Origin of the sequence: Chitinophaga sp., from assembly GCF_017745275.1 — a bacterium.
Classification (GTDB): domain Bacteria; phylum Bacteroidota; class Bacteroidia; order Chitinophagales; family Chitinophagaceae; genus Chitinophaga.
Genome location: NZ_JAGHZS010000002.1, coordinates 582,393 through 602,475, shown reverse-complemented (window position 1 = coordinate 602,475; position 20,083 = coordinate 582,393). Strand labels below are relative to the sequence as shown.

General features: G+C 43.5%; 17 protein-coding genes and 1 tRNA gene. 13 read left to right on the top strand and 5 right to left on the bottom strand.

Annotated elements, in window-relative coordinates; genetic code table 11:
• The first annotated feature begins 8 nt into the window (after nucleotides 1-8).
• The 5 genes from J7623_RS08145 (at nucleotide 9) to J7623_RS08125 (ending at nucleotide 5,779) form a co-directional block, all read left to right on the top strand.
• Nucleotides 9-1,619 (top strand): vitamin K epoxide reductase family protein, encoded by a 1,611-nt coding sequence (locus J7623_RS08145; protein WP_291919319.1) that lies wholly within the window; start codon nucleotides 9-11, stop codon nucleotides 1,617-1,619.
• Between the two features lie 68 nt (nucleotides 1,620-1,687).
• On the top strand, nucleotides 1,688-1,885 hold the full coding sequence (locus J7623_RS08140; RefSeq protein WP_291919318.1) for a hypothetical protein: 198 nt from the start codon (nucleotides 1,688-1,690) through the stop codon (nucleotides 1,883-1,885).
• A gap of 108 nt (nucleotides 1,886-1,993) precedes the next feature.
• Nucleotides 1,994-2,191, top strand: a complete 198-nt coding sequence (locus tag J7623_RS08135) for a hypothetical protein (RefSeq protein WP_291919317.1) — start codon at nucleotides 1,994-1,996, stop codon at nucleotides 2,189-2,191.
• Nucleotides 2,192-2,275: 84 nt separating this feature from the next.
• Nucleotides 2,276-4,483 (top strand): peptidase domain-containing ABC transporter, encoded by a 2,208-nt coding sequence (locus tag J7623_RS08130; protein ID WP_291919316.1) that lies wholly within the window; start codon nucleotides 2,276-2,278, stop codon nucleotides 4,481-4,483.
• Between the two features lie 12 nt (nucleotides 4,484-4,495).
• Entirely contained in the window at nucleotides 4,496-5,779 is a 1,284-nt protein-coding gene (locus J7623_RS08125; RefSeq protein ID WP_291919315.1) for an HlyD family efflux transporter periplasmic adaptor subunit, read from the top strand.
• 723 nt (nucleotides 5,780-6,502) lie between these two features.
• Here the strand turns inward: J7623_RS08125 and J7623_RS08120 are convergent.
• From J7623_RS08120 to J7623_RS08110, 3 genes are all read right to left on the bottom strand, one after another.
• A tRNA-Lys gene (locus J7623_RS08120) sits at nucleotides 6,503-6,575 on the bottom strand.
• A 59-nt stretch (nucleotides 6,576-6,634) separates the two neighbouring features.
• Nucleotides 6,635-7,105 (bottom strand): DinB family protein, encoded by a 471-nt coding sequence (locus J7623_RS08115; RefSeq protein WP_291919314.1) that lies wholly within the window; start codon nucleotides 7,103-7,105, stop codon nucleotides 6,635-6,637.
• Nucleotides 7,106-7,121: 16 nt separating this feature from the next.
• A complete protein-coding gene (locus tag J7623_RS08110) occupies nucleotides 7,122-7,487 on the bottom strand; it encodes a helix-turn-helix domain-containing protein (RefSeq protein WP_291919313.1) in 366 nt (121 codons plus the stop codon).
• 148 nt (nucleotides 7,488-7,635) lie between these two features.
• Here J7623_RS08110 and J7623_RS08105 point away from each other — a divergent pair, with 148 nt between their 5' ends.
• On the top strand, nucleotides 7,636-8,169 hold the full coding sequence (locus tag J7623_RS08105) for an NAD(P)H-dependent oxidoreductase (protein ID WP_291919312.1): 534 nt from the start codon (nucleotides 7,636-7,638) through the stop codon (nucleotides 8,167-8,169).
• Nucleotides 8,170-8,228: 59 nt separating this feature from the next.
• Here the strand turns inward: J7623_RS08105 and J7623_RS08100 are convergent, their stop codons facing one another.
• On the bottom strand, nucleotides 8,229-9,389 hold the full coding sequence (locus tag J7623_RS08100) for a DUF5009 domain-containing protein (RefSeq protein WP_291919311.1): 1,161 nt from the start codon (nucleotides 9,387-9,389) through the stop codon (nucleotides 8,229-8,231).
• A 367-nt stretch (nucleotides 9,390-9,756) separates the two neighbouring features.
• Between J7623_RS08100 and J7623_RS08095 the strand changes: the two genes are divergently transcribed.
• The 6 genes from J7623_RS08095 to J7623_RS08070 all read left to right on the top strand — a co-directional run bounded on the left by J7623_RS08095 (nucleotide 9,757) and on the right by J7623_RS08070 (nucleotide 18,919).
• Nucleotides 9,757-10,134: a hypothetical protein gene (locus J7623_RS08095; protein WP_291919310.1), complete on the top strand. Its 378-nt coding sequence runs from the start codon at nucleotides 9,757-9,759 to the stop codon at nucleotides 10,132-10,134.
• 406 nt (nucleotides 10,135-10,540) lie between these two features.
• Nucleotides 10,541-11,095: a sigma-70 family RNA polymerase sigma factor gene (locus J7623_RS08090; RefSeq protein ID WP_291919309.1), complete on the top strand. Its 555-nt coding sequence runs from the start codon at nucleotides 10,541-10,543 to the stop codon at nucleotides 11,093-11,095.
• A 68-nt stretch (nucleotides 11,096-11,163) separates the two neighbouring features.
• On the top strand, nucleotides 11,164-12,237 hold the full coding sequence (locus J7623_RS08085) for a FecR domain-containing protein (protein ID WP_291919308.1): 1,074 nt from the start codon (nucleotides 11,164-11,166) through the stop codon (nucleotides 12,235-12,237).
• A gap of 139 nt (nucleotides 12,238-12,376) precedes the next feature.
• The gene (locus J7623_RS08080) at nucleotides 12,377-15,778 is read left to right on the top strand and encodes a TonB-dependent receptor (protein WP_291919307.1); all 3,402 of its coding nucleotides are present in this window, start codon (nucleotides 12,377-12,379) and stop codon (nucleotides 15,776-15,778) included.
• A 10-nt stretch (nucleotides 15,779-15,788) separates the two neighbouring features.
• Nucleotides 15,789-17,738, top strand: a complete 1,950-nt coding sequence (locus tag J7623_RS08075; protein ID WP_291919306.1) for a RagB/SusD family nutrient uptake outer membrane protein — start codon at nucleotides 15,789-15,791, stop codon at nucleotides 17,736-17,738.
• A 20-nt stretch (nucleotides 17,739-17,758) separates the two neighbouring features.
• On the top strand, nucleotides 17,759-18,919 hold the full coding sequence (locus tag J7623_RS08070) for a DUF1735 domain-containing protein (RefSeq protein ID WP_291919305.1): 1,161 nt from the start codon (nucleotides 17,759-17,761) through the stop codon (nucleotides 18,917-18,919).
• 71 nt (nucleotides 18,920-18,990) lie between these two features.
• On the opposite strand, the gene J7623_RS08065 is transcribed toward J7623_RS08070, so the two are convergent.
• Complete coding sequence (locus J7623_RS08065) at nucleotides 18,991-19,599, bottom strand: hypothetical protein (RefSeq protein WP_291919304.1); 609 nt, start codon at nucleotides 19,597-19,599, stop codon at nucleotides 18,991-18,993.
• Between the two features lie 133 nt (nucleotides 19,600-19,732).
• Between J7623_RS08065 and J7623_RS08060 the strand changes: the two genes are divergently transcribed.
• A complete protein-coding gene (locus J7623_RS08060) occupies nucleotides 19,733-20,056 on the top strand; it encodes a helix-turn-helix domain-containing protein (RefSeq protein ID WP_291919303.1) in 324 nt (107 codons plus the stop codon).
• Nucleotides 20,057-20,083 lie beyond the last annotated feature (27 nt).

The window sequence follows — 20,083 nt, the reverse complement described above, 5'->3', positions numbered from 1 at the left end:
TTTTACTTATGAATTTCATTAACCGCCTTCTGACAAACAAGGCTGAGGATTGTATTGTCGTAACGTCCCAGCTGTTAAACGCTTTAAATATCAATTCATTTTATAGTTCGGTTTCAGATGAGATACAGTCCCATCCTGGCTATCCAAGTATTCTTTCCATTAGTGAATTATTGAACAAATGGAAAGTGGAGAATATTACCATGAAGATAGACAGAGCGTATATTGATGAATTGCCACAGGCATTTATTGCACACGTCCGTTATCCTGTCAGGGGATTCAGAGTAGTGGTAAACCATAATGCCGAATATATTACCTGTTTAGATCTCCATTCAAAAAAATATAAAGTAAGCAGAAAAGATTTCTTTGACAGTTGGGATGGCGTGGTATTAGTAGCCGAAAAAAATGATGCATCCGGGGAAATCGGGTATCATAAAAAACGTAATAAACGGCTGCTGTCATCTGCCTGCTTATTACTGCTGACCTGCTTGCTGGGGTATAGCATACTGAATTATTTTTCTACGTTAGACGCCGTAATTTTAAGCTTCCTGGCGCCCGCTTTTATTATTAAAACGTTGGGGGTTATTGTAGGCATTTTACTGATATTGTTGGAAATAGACCAGGGAAACCAGATTGGAAAAGCCATGTGTGGTGATAATGGAAATAAGAGTAAATGTTCCACAGTGCTGGATTCAAAATATGGGAAAATTGCCGGCATAATAAGTCTCAGCAGTATTACCTATTTATATATGTCCGCGACCATGTTACTGGTGGTGTTTTATCCTGCAGCACCACAAGCCTGGTCGATCATTTCCCTACTCTCCGTCATATCACTTCCTTTCGTCATCTACTCAATAGTGGCACAATGGGTTATCATCAAACATTGGTGCATACTATGTGTCATTACTGATATCCTGTTGTTGCTGGAATGTGTAAATGTATTCCTGTACAGGGAACGATTAGCCGTAGTGAATGTAAAGTCACTAATAGATTTTTCTCCTGCATTTATCTTTTCAATATTATCCTTAATGGGGTTGCGCTGGATTTTTTCGCTGACCGTTAGCCGTAAGGATTATTCTTTATCACTTCGCAGATTATATACAAATTCTAAGGTGATGAATACTATTCTTTCCAGTCAATTGCCGGTCACTACAGACCCAACGGCAATTGGAATCATACTAGGTAATCCTACCGCAGAAAATGAAATCATAAAAGTATGTAACCCATATTGTAAGCCATGTAGTAAGGCTCATAAAAGCATTCATGAATTATTAGATGCTGATAAGGACCTGCGCGTACGAATAATCTTCGCAGTAAACGATAATCCGGAAGACAAAAAATATAAGCCCGTGGAGATGTTCCTGGCAGCCTATAATGCAGGAGATCACAAATTGCTGCTTACGATGTTGGATGATTGGTACCTGGCCGAGAAGAAAGATTTTACTGCTTTCAAACAAAAATTTGATGTAAACATTGAGGCAGCTACCATTTTGCAACAGGTATCCGCCATGTCCCATTGGTGCAAAAAAGAAGGCATTTTTGGAACACCCAGTTTTTATGTAAACGGACATAAAATGCCAGCTGAGTATTCATATAACAAGATAAAGTATTTCTTAAAATAGTTCGAACCTGGCTATTGTTGGGGTGCCAGTATTCTCAATCCCTGACCTGATAAAAAAACAAATTATATATGAAAAAAATGAAAATGCTCGGACAAGAACTGTCAAAAGTAGAAATGAAAAATCTGCTGGGTGGTGGCATCGATCCTGGGGTTACTATCTGCGGTACTACCAAAACCGAAGATGGTGCATGTTATTGTGATTACTGTGATGAGTACCATCAGGAGATAGATTGTGGGGTAAGGTGTTGGGAATCTGACTGTGGCTGATTTCATTTGGCCTGGGAACGTGTTTCCAGGCCAACTACAAGCCAACTCCAATTGTTGGGGTGCCAGTATGCTCAATCCCCGACTTAATGAAAAAAAAACAAATTATATATGAAGACAATCAAAATGCTCGGACAGGAACTATCAAAAGTAGAAATGAAAAATCTGCTGGGTGGTGGCATCAACCCAGAGGTTACTATCTGTGGTACTACCAAAACCGAAGACGGTACTTGCTATTGTGATTACTGCGACGAAGACCATGATGTGATAGTATGTGCGATGAAGTGTTCGTCATCCGACTGTGGCTGATTTCATTTGGCCTGAAAACACTGTTTCCAGGCCAAATATCTGATACTTTTGATAAGACCAGGGTTAAAAGATTAATATTACCGGATGCCACGTATACAGTTTTTTAAGCAGCTGAATTCCATGGATTGTGGACCAACCTGTCTTAGAATTATCAGCAAATATTACGGAAAGAGTGTTAATATAGAACAACTGCGAAAATCGATGGGATTTTCGAAAACGGGCGTTTCCTTGCTGGGAATCAGCCAGGTAGCAGAGGAAATGGGTTTCCGTACCAGGGGGCTTAAAGTGACTTATGATAACCTGATCAGTTCACTGGAGAAGCCATGTATCATTCACTGGAAGCAAAGTCATTTTGTTGTTTGTTTACCAACTTCAAAATTTAGCCTCAGGCGCGGTATTAGGGTTGTAGATCCTGAGGTAGGTGTTATACGCTATTCCGCGGCGACGTTTAAAAAAGGATGGATTAGTTCGGTCAATGAAGAGGGGGAAAGCATTGGCACTATTCTATTACTTAGTCCAACAAACAGCTTTTTTGAAAATACTGCAGATACAGGTGCCGACCAGGTCACCTGGACCAGATTGCTCAAGTACGTTGTGCAATACAAATGGATGATGTTTCAGGTAATCGCGGCATTGCTTATCTCCTCTTTGTTTCAGTTAATCTTACCTTTTTTAACACAGAGCATTGTTGATATTGGGATAGCCACCAGGGATATCAGTTTTATTACACTTATATTATTAGGACAAATGATGCTGATTTTGGGGCGTACGTCTGTTGAGTTCATCCGGGCAAGAGTATTGATGCGGGTATCCGTTCTGATAAATATAGAAATCCTTTCTGAATTCTGGCTGAAGCTGTCAAAATTGCCTGTTTCCTATTATTTGCGGCATAAAACGGGCGACGTTATACAACGCTTATCTGATAGCAAAAAAGTACAGAATTTCATTACCGGAACAGCTTTGAACACGCTGTTATCATCTTTTAACTTTCTCGTTTTTACCTATGTAATTTGTCGATACAGCATGCAGGTATGCTTTGTTTTTTTGCTAAGTAGTTTCATCTATGTCAGTTGGATAATGATTTTCCTGAAAGTGCGCCGTAAAATTAATTTTCAGACATTTGAAATGTCTGCTAAAGAAAATAATGTCAATCTACAGTTTATACAGGGAATGCCGGAAATTAAGCTGTACAATGCAACGCAAATAAAGAGATGGGAATGGGAAGATATTCAGACAATGCTTTTTAAACTGAACTTCAAAAGCCTCTCCTACAACCAGATACAGACAGCGGGTGCCGCGATGCTTTCACAGGGGAAGGATATACTGATAACCTGCCTGGTAGCCCGGCAGGTCATCTCCGGACAATTAACGATTGGTACCATGTTGGCTATTCAGTACATACTTGGTCAGTTGAATGCTCCTATTGAGCAATTGATTTCATTCGTGCAAAATGGTCAGGATGCCAGGATTAGTATGGAACGCCTGAATGAAATACATGAACAGCCGGATGAAACGGACACCTCCCTCAATAATATCAAGACGCTTCCACAGAAAAAAGACATCATTTTTTCAAATGTTTCCTTTGCTTATCCTGGCGTCGACGCCACTCCGGCATTGAGCAACATCAATTTAATCATCCCTGAAGGAAAGGTGACAGCAATTGTAGGCATGAGCGGCAGCGGTAAAACAACTATTTTGAAACTATTACTAAAGTTTTATGCGGACTATAAAGGAGATATCCGCGTAGGTAAAATCAATTTCCGCTATTTCAGCCCTGACCATTGGAGAGGGCATTGCGGCGCTGTTTTACAGGAAGGTTATATTTTCAATGATTCCATACTTCATAATGTAGCCTTGGGCGATCCTGCCCCATCGTTGGAAAAAGCCATCGAAGCTTGCCGGCTGGCAAATATTGATCAGTTTATTCAGGATTTACCCAACGGATATTTCTCTCAAATAGGAAATAATGGCCAGGGAATCAGCCAAGGACAAAAACAACGGATTTTGATGGCCAGAGCAATCTACAAATCCCCGGAATACTTATTCCTGGATGAGGCCACAAATTCCCTGGATGCAAATAATGAGAAAATCATCCTTGAAAATCTGGCGCAGGTTTTTAAAGGAAAAACAGTGGTAGTAATTGCTCACAGACTAAGCACCGTCAAGAATGCCGACCAGATCGTAGTAATGAAAGATGGTGCCATAGTAGAAGTTGGTACCCATGATGAATTATGTGATAATCATGGCGGATATTTTCAGTTAGTGAGAAATCAACTACAAGTTGAAATGTAAATAATTATTTATATGGACCAGGAAGCATCAGTAATCATCAATGACAGACCACCGGTTTCACAAGAGATCCTAAGTGGAAATTCAGGTTTCCTTTCCAAATGGGCGCTGTTGGTTATCCTTGCCATCACGCTCGCCATTATTTTAATGACCTGGTTTATCGGTTACCCTGAAACTGTCACCATGGAGGCTGGATTAAGTAACACGTTACTTCCGGTTGAAATTAAGTCCGGGGTAAATAGTAAAATTATAAAAGTCTTTGTAGATAATGACAGCATCATAAATCCGGGATCAGACATCATTTGGCTGGAAGGCGATACTGATCACGAGACCGTATTGCAACTCTTATCTGACCTGGAAAAACTGGATTCGTTACTGAAGAAAAATAGCTATTCGCAACTCGACAAGGAATTTAAAGTAAGAAATGTACATTTAGGCAGTCTTCAACCCCAATTTGAAACCTTCAAAACTTCCTTCAGAAAATTCCTGGATTTTTATTCAAATAACTATTTCAATAAACGGAAAAAACTGCTTTCAGACCGATTAGATGCCTTACTCGATGCAAAAAATGCCATCGATAAGCAAATACACTTAGCAACAAAGGATGTTTCATTATCGGCAGATGAGTTGGATGCTAATAGTACTTTGTATAAAGAAAGGGTTATCTCGGCATCGGAGTTCAGAAACATAGAAAGTGCCTTCCTGAGGAAAGAACAAACTGTTCCTCAGCTAGAAGCAGCACTTAACAATAATCGGAATCAGCAGGCTGGTTTAGCGGCGGAAATATTGGAAATAGAGCATCAGGAAAGCCAGGAACAGGATGCATTTACTGATGCGCTATATAGTATGAGATCTTCTTTGCTGCTGTGGATCAGGAGTTATACCATTAAAGCACCCAGCAGGGGTAGGTTATCTTTTCCTTTCCAACTTAAAGATAATCAGCCGGTCAAGAATGATGCGTTAATAGCATTTGTTTACCCTATTGAAGATTCCTCCTTCATAGAAGGAAATTTACCACATGAAAATATTGGAAAACTGGCCATAGGACAAACTGCCATCGTAAAGCTGAATGCGTATCCAACACAGGAATATGGGGAACTACACGGCAAAGTATCCTATATTTCGGAAGTACCAAGCGATAGTGGCTATCGTGTAAAAGTAGCATTGGAAAACGGATTGCTTACCAGTCACAATTATCATATTCCTTATAAAGTTGGTTTAAAAGGTTCCGTTACCATTATCACCAGAAAGGAAAAGCTATTTGACAAGATTTTTTATCCTGTTTATCGAACTCAGTAAAAAGCTTTGCTATAATTTATGCTGTCTCTTTTTTTGAGGTTGTCTCTTTTATTACTTGTAAAACATTCCCAGCCCAATTTCGAACATCATGGCAGTTAGTGGCGGCATCCTATGTATTTACGCTTAATATATCCATCTCCCAATCAAACCGATCCAGGTTCTTTTGCTGCCTGTTTTCAATACTGTGCTTATACGCAGATAAGCTTTGATTTGTTTTAACAACTTGTTCCGGAGATACTCCCTCATAAAGGAAACTCTCGAGTAATTTAACTGCTTCGGGAAAGCATTCAGAGCTGTAACCGTCCGTTGCAGCATATAAGTGATGACAAGCAAATGATGCACTTCAAAATAGGAGGGAACGGAAAATTTAATTGCCAGGCAATCTTCAAACAATAGCCAAACTATGGAAATTTAAAATCAAATTCGCCAAATTTGAAATCATTTTGGTCCCCCTTATTGGCCTTGCGCTAATCATAATTGAAAATTTAAAAAATTTAAAGCAGGTTCTAAATAAAATAAAAAAGGATCAGAAAACCGACGCAGTTTCGATAAGATACTTTAACGATAAATACTTGTTTATGGAAATCGAAGTCACAAAAGGCATTGACAAATCAACCCAAATAAAACCAAGTAACCACGAAACTCACATCCGCACTTTGATAGACTAACAAATAGACCAAAACAACAAAGCCCGCGACCAGCGCAGGCTTTGAAACTTTCCAGTGATCCCCTTGGGACTCGAACCCAAGACCCATACATTAAAAGTGTATTGCTCTACCAACTGAGCTAGGGAATCATTCCCGTGAAGGGAGCGCGAAAGTAAACATTATTTTTAAACTACAAAAAAAATTTCTCTCAACTCTTCACACGCGTCATCTTTTTCAGCAATGATATCTGTCCGAGATGATAATGGGTATGCTCTGTTACCCCCAGTAAATTCCGGTGATAGCTGCCGTATTTAGGATCTGCAAAATCCTTCGATAATTGTGCTTCTTCCAGCCGCTCTATGGCCTCTGCCAGTTGTTCAGCTTCATTCAGTGCTTTGCTCACCAGCGCCTGCCAGGCTGCTTCCGAGGTAACAGGTGGCAGATCAAAGCTATATTTATCGCTGGCATCCAGGGGGCCGCCCTGCAACACTTTCAGGATAACGCTGACATAATAGTTGATATGAAAAACCAGTACAGCAATGGTGTTCAGGTCCTGCACCTTAGTGGTGGCCTGTTCCCAGGTGATGCCGGCAAGGGTATCTTTTAAATTCACACTGGTCCAGTTACCACCGAAATGAACATCTCTGAAATGTTTGGATAGTAGTTTTGTGGAATTCATCGTAGTAATATTCGGGTTATAAAACGGGCATTGCTTTCCTTTCCAGAATATTTCTCAGTTGTGGCCCAAACTCCAGGCCCCATTGATCAATGGCGGCAATGAGTGGCAATAATGACTCGCCGGCGGTGGTCAGATGATATTCTACCCGCAGGGGCACTTCTGCATACACCGTTTTTCCAACCAGGCCGTGCATTTCCAATTCTCTCAAATCTTTTTGTAATACTCTCCGGGTGATGCCATTGATAGCCTGAACCAGGTCTCTCGGGCGTTTGGCGCCTTTGGCAATTTCATCGAGTAAACAAAATTTCCATTTCGATCCTACCACTTCCATCGCAATGTTAAGACCACAACTATAATCAATGGGGATTTTCCGCTGGTACATACGCCTCTTTTTTTAGGTTACAAAAGTAATGATCTGCCTGTAGGCACCCATAGTGATAAATTTTTCCCTACCGGATAACTTAGACCCATATTGGCCAATGAAGATAAGAATTTCACCTTTGCTGACAGTATAGATAATGTAACAAGATATGAAGAAAACACTGGTAATTATTATCCATCCTGATATGACGTCTTCTGCTATTAACAAGCGGTGGGTGGAAGAATTAAAAAAATATCCGGAGAGATATGTGATACATGACTTACATGCGCAGTACCCGGACGGGCGCATCGACGTGCAACGGGAGCAACAGCTGCTGGCGGCACACGACAAAATCATCTTTCAGTTCCCTTTCTATTGGTTTAATTGCCCACCGTTTTTCAAGCAATGGCTGGATGAAGTATTAACTGATGGCTGGGCTTACGGCGCCGGCAGCGGCTACCAGGTGGCAGGGAAAAAGATGGCACTGGCCATTAGCGCGGGTATTAACAAAAGCGATTATCAACCCTCCGGGAGATATAAATACACCATGGCGCAGCTCACCGCTCCTTTTGAAATCACGTTCAATTATGTAAAAGCCGACTACCAGCCATGCTTTGTTTTCTATGGCGTGGAACACCGGCCAACGCAGGAACAGATCGATCAAAGCGCCCGGGACTACATCACTTTCACGGAAACCTGGTAACTCCCATAAAAAAGCGTGATACACCCGCAGAGTGTATCACGCTTTTAACGTAGTGATGGTTATACTTTGAGAAATACCTTCTTCTTATACATAAAATACAGGAACGCCCATTTCACCAACAGGAAGGTGATACTCATGGCTACTGCACCAAATGGATCACCTACTAATTGTCCCAGCCATTTGAAAAATGCGTTGTTGGTATAATTGAAGTCAATAAAATGTCCGGAAATATAGATGAGTATGGAGTTCATACCAATCACCTGGAAGAAGAACGCCCATTTTTTATACCCGGCAATGTCGATCACGTAATAAAAAAGCGCCAGCAGCAGCAGGCTGATACCTCCTACCTGCAGCACAAAAGAGCTGGTCCACAAATTTTTGTTGATGGGAAAATCCAGGTTCCATAGCTGTGCCAGCACCACGAATACAACGCCGGTAAGCGCCATCACGCCTACTTTCCTCACAGGCTGCATGTTGCTGTTGCGTAATAAATTACCCGTGAGAATACCCAGCAAAGCGGTGCTGATTGCAGGGAACGTAGATGCCAGTCCTTCCGGGTCATGAATGCCGAGGTATAGTTTCCCTGGCATCAGTAACCGGTCGATATAAGAAGCAAAGTTGCCTTCCATGGTCAGGTTACCAGGTGCAAATCCAGGCGCGGCGGTGAACTTCAGCAGTAGCCAGTAAGTGAGCAATATGCCAACAAACCAGATCATTTGCGCCCTTTCTTTGGTATACAAATAAATGATGTTGGCAAACATATACGCGAGACCGATACGGCCTAATACACTGCCAAAACGTATTTCCGATATAGGATGCAACTGCAGGCCGTTGTTATAAATGATGCCCAGCAATACCAGGATGAGACCTCTTTTGATGACGCGTCCCAATAGTTGCGTGCGGCTTTTACCTTTCTCCAGTTCACGCCCTACTGAGTAAGGAGTGGATACACCCGCCATAAAAAGGAATAATGGAAATATCAGGTCGTAGAAATGAAAACCATTCCAGGCAGGATGTTCCAATTGTACGTCTATTGCTTCCCAGAAAGGCGATGGTGCAGCGTTGGCGATGGCGTGGAATATACTACCCCCACCCATGATCCAGAACATATCAAATCCCCGGAGGGCGTCTAATGAGTAAAGGCGGCCCTTCTTTTCCCCTCCGGCGGCGGCAGTTGCTGCTTCCCCGGTTGGCGCCGGAGATGTTGTTAATGTACTCATGAATGATTTGTTATTGAAGAAGTCAAGTAATTAATTTATAAGCGATTTTGGTTGTATGCGAGTTACAAGCTAAGAAAAATGAAATTAAATTTTTTTAAAATTAAAAGGATCCAAAAAAATTTACATGCGTTTATTGATTATCAATATATTAAATTATAACTTATGTTAGTGAATCCCCCTTGCACAGGCACGCCTCTATAGCCACTAAACAAGGATCTGCTTACCCATTATGGGTATTCCTTCACCCGGAAATCCCGGGCGCTGCCATAAAAACACTCCCCTGCGTATATATAATACCAGCTATCCGACTGGTATGCTAATTGCATTTCCCCAACAGGAACCATATTGAAAAACCAAAACGTGTGATATGAAATGGATGCTTAGAATTATCAGTGTATTATTTATTTCGGCTGTACTGTTTTCCGCCTGTAGCAAAAGTACAGACCCTGCAGACACCGATATCTTTGCCGGTACCTTCCGGGGAAAAGTAGGCTACACAGCCTCTGGTGTAAATATCAGCAAAGACAACGGCAGTGTTTTCGTTACCAAAGTAGGTACCCGGTACGACTTCCGGTTTTCCGACGGTATACCCGATCTCACCGGTGTTGAGTTTGAAAAGAAAGACGATAACACCATGGTAAGTATTGGCTCTTCGGGTACAGGCCTTATCACCATCAACAAAGACAAACTGATCATCGGGTTTACCAGGGACAGCAAAACCTGGTCTGCAGACTGCAACAGATAACATTTTAGCTTTTAGCGATTAGGTTTTAGTTTTTAGCAAATGCAGCGAAGATGATGTTATATTATTCTTCGCTGCATTTGCTAAAAGCTAAAACCTAATCGCTAAAACCTATCTAATGATATTATTTTAACTTTTGCTATTCCAATTTTGCCATAACCTTTGTAAATCAAAAGGGATGAATTTAATTTAACTCCAATAGAAAAACGATTTTGGAACATCTGTAATTCGCAGCAACTAACATATACACCGATCGCCAGAAATAGAAACAACAATGAAATGCTAACAACCACAGATCGCTCCAAACCTTCATCCTGCTTGGTACACCACGAATTTAGTAACCATAAGAAACATATTGCCAAGGCGCTATTATTAAACCTTTTGTCTTTAAAGCAGTGACCAAACCGTTATGAAAGGAGGAACCGAAGCAAGACTTCTATTCCAGCAGTTACCGTCCGCAGAAGGGCCTGCAGTGCTCGTAAAATTGCACAACCTTTACTTCAGCAGAATTTTCAAACTGATTCACTCCCTGGTGAAACAACGCGAGTCCGCAGAAGAATTGGCCAGCGACATATTTGTGCAGCTCTGGCAGCGCCGGGAAAAATTGCTGGAAGTCAGCAACCCGGAGGTATACCTGTATGTAATGGCACGCAATAAAGCCTTTTCCTTTCTGAAACATCAACTGCACCTTACAGAACCACTGGATAATATCGAAGACTTCCGCCTGGAAGTAGCCCGCTCCCCGGAAGAATTACTCATCTCTTCGGAAATGCTATACCGCGTAAATGCCGCCATCAACCAGCTCCCCCCAAAATGCAAACTTATCTTTATGCTGGTCAAAGAAGAATCATTTAAATACCGCGATGTAGCTGAAATCCTCAATATCTCCCCTAAAACAGTGGAAACCCAAATGGGTATTGCCCTGAAAAAGCTCAGTAAAGCCTTCACTTTCTCCACTACATAATTTTTTTTTCCGCACTTAAGGGTAAACGGTTGTTTTACTACTCCTTCTAATAAACGACCGCCATTTACATGGACAGAATCTGGGAATTGCTCGCAAAAAAATTTAGTCATGAGATCTCTGATCACGAGATTAAAGAACTGGAGTTCCTCCTAAAAAAACATCAGGAGGAATTACAGCAGGGAGAAATTCTGGATGCCATTTTCAACCTGGAAATTATAATGGGAGATGATCCCGCTATGTTGGAACGAAGCGAAAAACGCCTGCTCAGGCAGATCGGGGAAGTACCCGCCAACGACCTCCCGGCCAACGATGACCTGGCACCGGCAGACAGCCGCCTTAAAAAACATTTCAGACGCTATTCCAAACTATACGTAGCGGCTATACTAAACCTGGCAGTGCTCACAGGACTATACCTGTTCGCCAGCCATAACGCGGCCGGTAACTTCGTGAATAAAATCAACACGGAACGCGGCGCCAAAACCACCGTGCATTTGCCGGATGGCTCCGTGGTGATCCTGAATTCCGGCAGCCGCCTGACGTATGATAAAGACTTCGGGATAAAAAATCGCCGGATTAACCTGGAAGGAGAAGCTTACTTTGATGTAAAGAAAGATCCGGCCATGCCAATGCTGGTAGCCACTTCGTCTGTAACCGTAACAGTACTCGGTACCACCTTTAACGTGAAGGCCTACGCAGAAGATTCAATCGTGGAAGCCTCCCTGTTTACCGGCACCATTCAACTCACTACGGAGAAAGATCCGGAAAGAGTCATCCTGCTAAGGCCCAGGGAAAAAGTCACCATCAGTCAAAAACAAAACAACTACACCAGTACACCAAAAGAACCACGCAATGAAACTGTGTCACTACAACACCTAACACTTAACCGTATCGACAGCAGCTTCGACGAAACGGCCTGGCTAAAAAACAAATTAGTATTCCGTTCTACCAGGTTCCAGGACGTCGCAAATGAACTGCAACGAAAATTCAATGTATACATCTACTTTAATGATACTGTATTCCAGGACATACGCATCACAGGAACTTTCTCTAATGAGTCTATTCAAGAAATTATTCCTGCATTGCAACAGACTATTCCATTTCATTACACCAGTTCAGGCAATAAAATTTATATCAACCAATAAATAGCAAATGTGCAGGTAACATCCGCACTATAACACCATTTTAAAACCAGGATTACTTTAAGTACCAGAGGTATTGCGGACGTCATGAAGCCCGCAGGTATCTGCTTTGCCTATAGTCATCATTTAAACCATCAGTCACATGAATGTGAAAAAAAGCTGTAAGCTACTGCTGTATCTTATTATCATGCTATGTCCCTCGCTGAACGTGTGGTCGCAGCAAATCGCTATTCCGGCAGGAAAGAAACCTATCCGGGAAGTGCTGGAGTATATTGAAAAAACAACGGCCTACCGGTTTTTATATACCGAAGATCCGATGTTTAACAAACCTGCAGGTGCATATGATGGTAAAGCCACTGATATCTCCGTGGCATTAACAGCCATCCTGAAAGATACCGACATCTCCTTCCGCATCAATGCTAATAAACTGGTTACCTTACATACACCACGTTCTGCGCTGCTGGCAACCAAAGACTCTGCCAACAATGCTGTTACGCTATCAGGTAACATTACGGATCTTCAGAATCAACCACTCAATGCTGTTACTATTTACCTGAAAGCGAATCCACTGGTAGGAACTGTATCGGATAAAAACGGCTATTTCGTATTAGGTAATATCTCCCGCTATGCGACCCTGATAGTTTCCTCCGTGGGCTATAAAACCCAGGAAGTAGAAGTCAAAACAATTCCCTATGCCAGTCTCCGGAAATTCCCCATCATCCTGGAATCGGAGAGCCTTACCAAAGATGAAGTAGTGGTAACGGCCATGGGTACACAAAAAAAAGTAAGCGTGGTGGGTGCTATTACCACTGTCAACCCTTCGGAGTTAAAAGCCCCTACCCGTTCGCTCACCTCACAGTTGGCCGGACGCGTAGCGGGTGTTACGTTTGTACAGTCTTCTGGCCAGCCCGGACAAGATGGTGCCTCTTTCATCATCAGGGGGATTAACTCCGTATCGGGCAATACTTCTCCCCTTATATTAATTGATGGATTAAGAAGAAATATCGACGACGTAGACCCCAACGATATCGCTACTTTTTCGGTATTGAAAGACGCCTCAGCTACTGCGGTATATGGCCTTGAAGGTGCCAATGGTATTATCGTAATTACCACCAAAACCGGTAAAATTGCCTCCAAGCCTACCGTACGGGTTTCTGCCTCCCGCTCTGTCAACAACGCTACTTACAAACCTACCTGGGTAGATGCTCCCACCTTTGCCAAAATGAAAAATGAAGCACTGGTGGTAAGAGATAAACGCCCGATGTACAGCGATGAGGAAATCGCAAAATTTGCCGACAATGATATGGACTTCTACCCGAATGTGGATTGGTACAAGACGATGATCAAACAGAACAATCCTGCTACCAAAGCCAACTTCAATATCAGCGGCGGTGGTAATGCGGTCACCTATTATATGTCCGGCGGGTTGTATAATGAAAAAGGCATGTTCAACAGCAAAAGTGCTTCCAACGCCAACTACAACCAGTTCAACTTCCGCTCTAACTTAAAAGCAGATCTAACGCCCACCACTACACTGGGAATTGGATTCGACGGTCGTTACAATACCACTACTGAACCGGGACAGGGAGCAGACAGGCTGCTGGATATCATGAATAACGTAAACCCTACGTTGTTTCCCGCACAATTTTCTGATGGCTCTGCGCCGGAAGAACCCACGGGCATTGTGAATCCCTATTCGCTGCTCACCAAAACCGGGTTCGTGAAAAACTATGCCAACTACATGTCTACTAACCTGAACCTGGTCCAGAAACTGAACTGGCTCACAGAGGGACTGTTTCTCAGTGGCATCGCCTCTTTCACGAAAAGTAATTACTACACACATCGCTATAAGAAAGACTACCAGCGTCACGCTATCGACTATATGAATAGCTATATGGGTACCGGCCGGGATAAAGACGGCAACCTGGTCACCATCAACAAAACGCCGGATATCAACGATAAAATGGGCTTCGAATATGTGGCTCCCACGGGCAACCGCGTAGTAGAGCTGCAAGGTAGCCTGAATTATGCGCGTACCTTTTTCAAAAAACTGGCGGTAACAGGATTGATGCTGTATAAACAACGGGAATTCCTCACCGACGCCCCCGAAGGAGACGGCGGTACCCTGCTGATCAATGCATTGCCTTCCCGCGAACAATCATTGGCCGGACGCGTCACTTTCGGTTGGGCCGACAGGTATTTTACGGATATCAACTTCGGCGCTTCCGGATCACAAATGTTTACACCGGATAAACGCTGGTCTACCTTCCCTTCCATAGGTTTTGCCTGGGTACCCTCTGCAGAACATTTCTGGAACGGTGGCATCGCAGACGTGGTAGACTTCCTCAAATTCAGGGTATCCTTTGGCGTAGTAGGTGCAGCAGGGAACGCCTCCCGCTTCGGCTATATGGCTACCACCGGCAGCCGTACGGGTTATTCTTTTGGCGTTGGACAAGCGGCAGGTAGTGGCATTTATATCCCCGGCGTAGGGGAATCGCGGCTGGAACAATTGAATCTTACCTGGGAACGCAACCAAAAATTGAACCTGGGCATGGAAATAGGATTTTTCAGAGACATGAAACTGATTGTGGACGCTTATCAATACACGAACACTGATCAGCTGATCTCCTTAAGCCGGCTGCCAGCCACGCTGGGATTGCCTTCCACCCCGCAAGCCAACCTGGGTAAAACCCAGTCAAGAGGTATTGACTTTGACCTCACCTACACTAAATCGTTAGGCGATTTCAAAATCAACTATATCAAAGCAATTGTTAGTTACAATACCAACAAGATCATAGAAAACGGGCAACTGGATCCTAAAGTAGCCTACCAGAGCGGCATTGGCCTCGATTGGGGACGTGACCTCACCTATCTCGCACTGGGATTGTTTAAAGATCAGAAAGATATTGACAACAGCCCGGTCCAAACCTGGAATAAAGTAATGCCCGGTGATATCAAATACAAAGACATTGACGGCGATGGTGTGATTACGGCCAACGACAGAATCTGGACCGGTAACCGCTATCCCAAATGGAGCTACTCACTGGCCATTGACCTGCGATATAAAAGATGGACTTTCGCTACCCGCGCTATCGGCAAGTTAAACCAATTCAGGAGCATTTACGGAGGAAGAATACCTTTCAATCCATATAATGCCGGTGGTAACCAAAACGGCGCCGTATATGCCGCTGCAGTGAAAGATCATTGGACACCCGCCTCCTACTCCGGCAACCCGGCTACTGAAAATCCCAATGCCACCTATCCGCGACTGGCATACGGTTCAGATAACCTGAACAATGCACAAAACTCTACTTTCTGGTTAAGAGAAGCTTCTTATCTCAGAATTGCAGATGCAGAACTGGGATACACCTGGACACCGAGAACAAAAAAGTCAATGTTCAAAAGTATTTACTACTACGGCAGATGCGACAATGTGTACACCTTCTCCACATTTAAAGACTGGAACCCGGAACAAACATCTTCCTACGCCTATCCTTTAAAACGAACACTCTCCGTGGGATTGGAAATTGGATTAGACCTTTAAAATGACGTTTATGAAAAATAATATCATAAAATTACTTGTAGTCCTGTTCTTCCTCGTTCCTTCCTTCAGTTGCCACTACCTGGAAGCGGATGAATACCTGCATGAGGTAAACAACCTCAATAACATCTGGACTCAACGCATTGATATCCGGAAAGCCTGGGCCGCCTGTTACGGCGCCATGCCCGTTTATTCTGATATGATCAACAGCTGGCCTTTTAATACCAACTATGACGAAGGACACGCAGGGTTGGATGGTTATGCCAATCTTAATTTCGCCCAGGGTAAGTTCAACCCGGATAACACGATATATAATTTCTGGTCGGATTATTACAAAGCTATCCGCACCTGTAACCTGTTCCTGGAAAACTATCACAAGGCAAACGACAAACTGCTGGTACCTGGCGAAATAGAAGGATATGCAGCGGATGCCAGGTTCCTGCGCGCATTTTATTATTCACAGATGCTGGAGTTGTATGGTCCTTTTCCCATCGTCAGTAAAACAATCGACTACTCTAAAACAGAAGAGTTACCTACTACGAGAAATACGGAAGAGGAATGCGTGAACTTCATCACCACAGAACTGGATTCCTGTATTAACCTGCTGCCGCCCAAAGAAAAAATCCAGAACGTAGATCTGGGGCGCCCTTCCCGTGAAGCTGCGATGGCCATTAAAGCACGGGTACTGCTCTGGGATGCCAGTCCGTTAGTGAATGGTAACCCCGACTACAACAACTTCAAAGATGCCAAAGGAAAATCTTACTTCTCCGCAGCAGTAGATCCGTTAAAATGGAAAAAAGCAGCAGATGCCGCCAAAGCAGTGATTGACCAGGGGAAATTTGAGCTGTTTACAGTGCCTGCCAACAGCGAAAAACTCACGGTTCCATTGGGTAACTTCCCGGGCAACAACGTTGCCTGGCCTAACGGACCTGCAGGCATCGATCCATACCGCTCTTATAAAGGTTTGTTTTCCGGTGGTAAATCATTCTGGAATAAAGAAGCCATCTGGATTATCAACCAGGGTAGTCAAACCTGGGCCCTCACCATCATGGGAATTCCACGGAACTACAACAATAGTGAAGGAGCCCAATTTGCCGGAAGAGTAGCTGCCACCCAAAAGTTGGTAGATGCCTACTTCATGAATAACGGCAACACCATAGATGAAGAAAACAGGAAACTGTATAACGATATTGGAGTAGCGGAGAATGGCGATGGTCTTTATATCAGGGGAAATGGTCCGGAAGATGCCAGTCCCATCACTACCGGGTTTAACCAGTCTAATATCAACCCCAAAGTGCCCAACCGCTGCCTTTTCCGGGAAGCCCGCTTCTATGCAACTATCGGGTTTATTGGTCGCGGCTACCTGCAGAACAATGGTACCATGTACTATGCCGACTACAAAGCCAATGCGTTGGACGGCTACATCCAGACAGACCGTCCCTCTGTACGTTCCGGTTACCAGATCGTAAAATGGGTGGCGGATGATGAGCAGAAAGCAGGAGGCAGCTATGATAAACCTTATCATGCTATACGCCTGGCAGAAATTTATCTTTCCTATGCAGAAGCATTAAACGAATATTCGCCCGGTGATGCAGATATCCTCAAATATCTCAACCTGGTGAGGTTCCGCGCAGGCTTGCCCGGCTATGAACCTGCCAGCAAAGAAATCACGCGGGAGCGTATTAAGCACGAACGTTATGTGGAACTGGCATTTGAAGCACGGCGATATTTTGATTCTCGCCGTTGGAAAGATGCCATTAAAACTACCCGCGATAACTGGGGAAACAGCCTTGGCATGGGAGGCCTGGTATATGGATGCAATTACCTCTCTCCTGATGGTGGCTTCTACGACAGAGCCGTGATCGATGGTTATGTATTCCGGCCTAAAAATTACTTCCTGCCAATTCCTTACCAGGAAGTAGCCAACTACTGGGGAACACTGACACAAAATCCAGGATGGTAACACACTTTAAATCAGACAACATGAAACGCATTTATCATATTCTCTCCATCGCCTTTGTTGCTGCCATATTGCATGGCTGCGGCAAACCTGATTACGAAAACAAAGAGTTTTACAAACAGGAAGTTTATATTATTTCCGCCTCCTCTACTTCCTCCACAGAAAGGGAGATCTCCGACGTTGCCGTACATACGTTCGTGGATACCCTCAAATATCTCAATGCCCAATATGATTCTGACACCATCATTGATACCAAAACTTTTAATGCGGATATAAAGTTCAAAGTAGGTATCGGCGGCTCGCTGCCGGCCAGCCGGGATTACCGCGTGATAGTAGCTTTTGATCCGGAATCGCTGGAAGATTTCAACATCCTGAAAAATGACAACAAGAAAATTCCTGCTCCCGCTGCTTACACGGTGAATGCACCTTTCGATGCCAAAGAAAATGGGTTCGTGGTAACCATCCCTAAAGGATCCTCCTCTTCGTCTCTCATTTTCACCGTGCCGGTAGAAAGAGATAGAATGAAGGAATACCAGGACTATGCCTTCCCATTGAAAGTAGTGCGTGCAGATAGCTTGCCACTAAGCCGGCAATACACCCAGTTCATGATTGCAGGTTTGCTGGTAACAAAAGATAAAATCGTTAACTGGTCCGGTTTTCCTATACCCAAAATACCTATTGGCCGCTATTACTCTGTACAGTTGGCGGGCAACGGAGGTGAAAACGCACCAGACGGAAGACTCAGAAAGTACAAGTTCATTACCCCGCTGAGCATGGCTGATGATCCTCAGCTCAACGGCAAATACATGATCTGGGGATCCAGCGCCTGGTCCTTTGAAGTACATGGTTTACATTCCGCCGGTTGGATGTACAACATGCTGACGCTGGTAGATCAAAACTTTGGCTTATACCGGCAGGATCCTATCCTCGCAGGCAATACCGACTTCCCGATGGCGACCTTCGCCTACGGCACCGTACAACAATCTACCGACGAAAACTTTTATGATCCCCGCCTCAAACAACTGACCATCCACTACAAAAACGTCATCGGTCAGGATTACACGGATGTCCTGACCTACGTAAATGAAGACTTCACACTGGATGTACCTAACTACTGGAGTGCGCCCAAAAGCTGGCTGGAGGTAAAAAGCAGGGGATATAAATACTGGCTACCCCAACAATAACACCGGCAATTATCAGCAGGTGTTTTAGCCGTAGGTAGATAACTACCTGCGGCTTTTTTATTTTTTTGTGCTCATGCACAGGTCATGTTATGCTTTGCTATTAGCTGGTCTAACATGGTACGATCATTTTTATGTAATTCTATCAAGCCAATATGTGATAACACAAAATATCTCAAAGCTATATTGGGCGATTCGTAGTGATTAGCACGTTTATACTTAATGTTGTCAATGATAGCTCCAATAGTTTTAAAGATGCCCCAAAAGCTCCACCAACCTAATATCACCGTTTTATTCAATGCAGCATTACTCAAGTCATCCAAACAATCCGGGCATCCCACATAGACGGCTGTCCTAGTCTGCATCATCAGGATAAAGCTGATAACCTCCGTGGTGACGGTGCCATTTAATGGTGTAGAGCGCTCCCCGCAAATAGGACATTTCAAATCATTAATCAAGCTACAATAAGCATCAATTTCTTCAATGGTGTAAGTTTTATTCTGCATCTCCAGTGCATCAGCATAGCCACCTTTGAGCCCACGCTTTGCAATTTCATTTTTTGCAATTACCAGTGCGGCCGGCGTCAGTCCTGCCCCATCATGCGTAACCAGGTATATTAATTCGTCGTTAGACATCTTCTCGTATCGCTCCTGCACAAATTTCGCATCTATTCCATTGCTCATAGGTATATAGGATTTAATGATAAAAATAACCCAAAATATAATCAGTATTTGCTATTGAAAGATAGGCGCATTCCCGAAAGTGCAATTTTTCGGGCCAAACATCCATTTTTCCTGGCCCACCCCGGCTGTAGCTTTGCTCCTGTCAAACAAACTTTATTACCATGAGAATCATTACTACCGGGAACAACACCTGCCACACGACTACGCCGCGCAGATGAATATCTCCCTTAAACAACTCAATTTACTGACCCGGAAATATGCACGCGCTTCGGCAGGAGACCTGGTTAAACAACGGATATTACTGGAAGCACAACGATACCTTTACCATGGCGCATTAACAGTAAAGGAAATATCTTACCAACCCGGCTTCGATGACCCTGCCTACTTTAACCGGTTCTTCAAACGGGAAATGAAAATTCCGCCACACCAGTTTAGTAAAATGCAATACAGGTATTAATACACAGAATACCTATATTTGCCATCA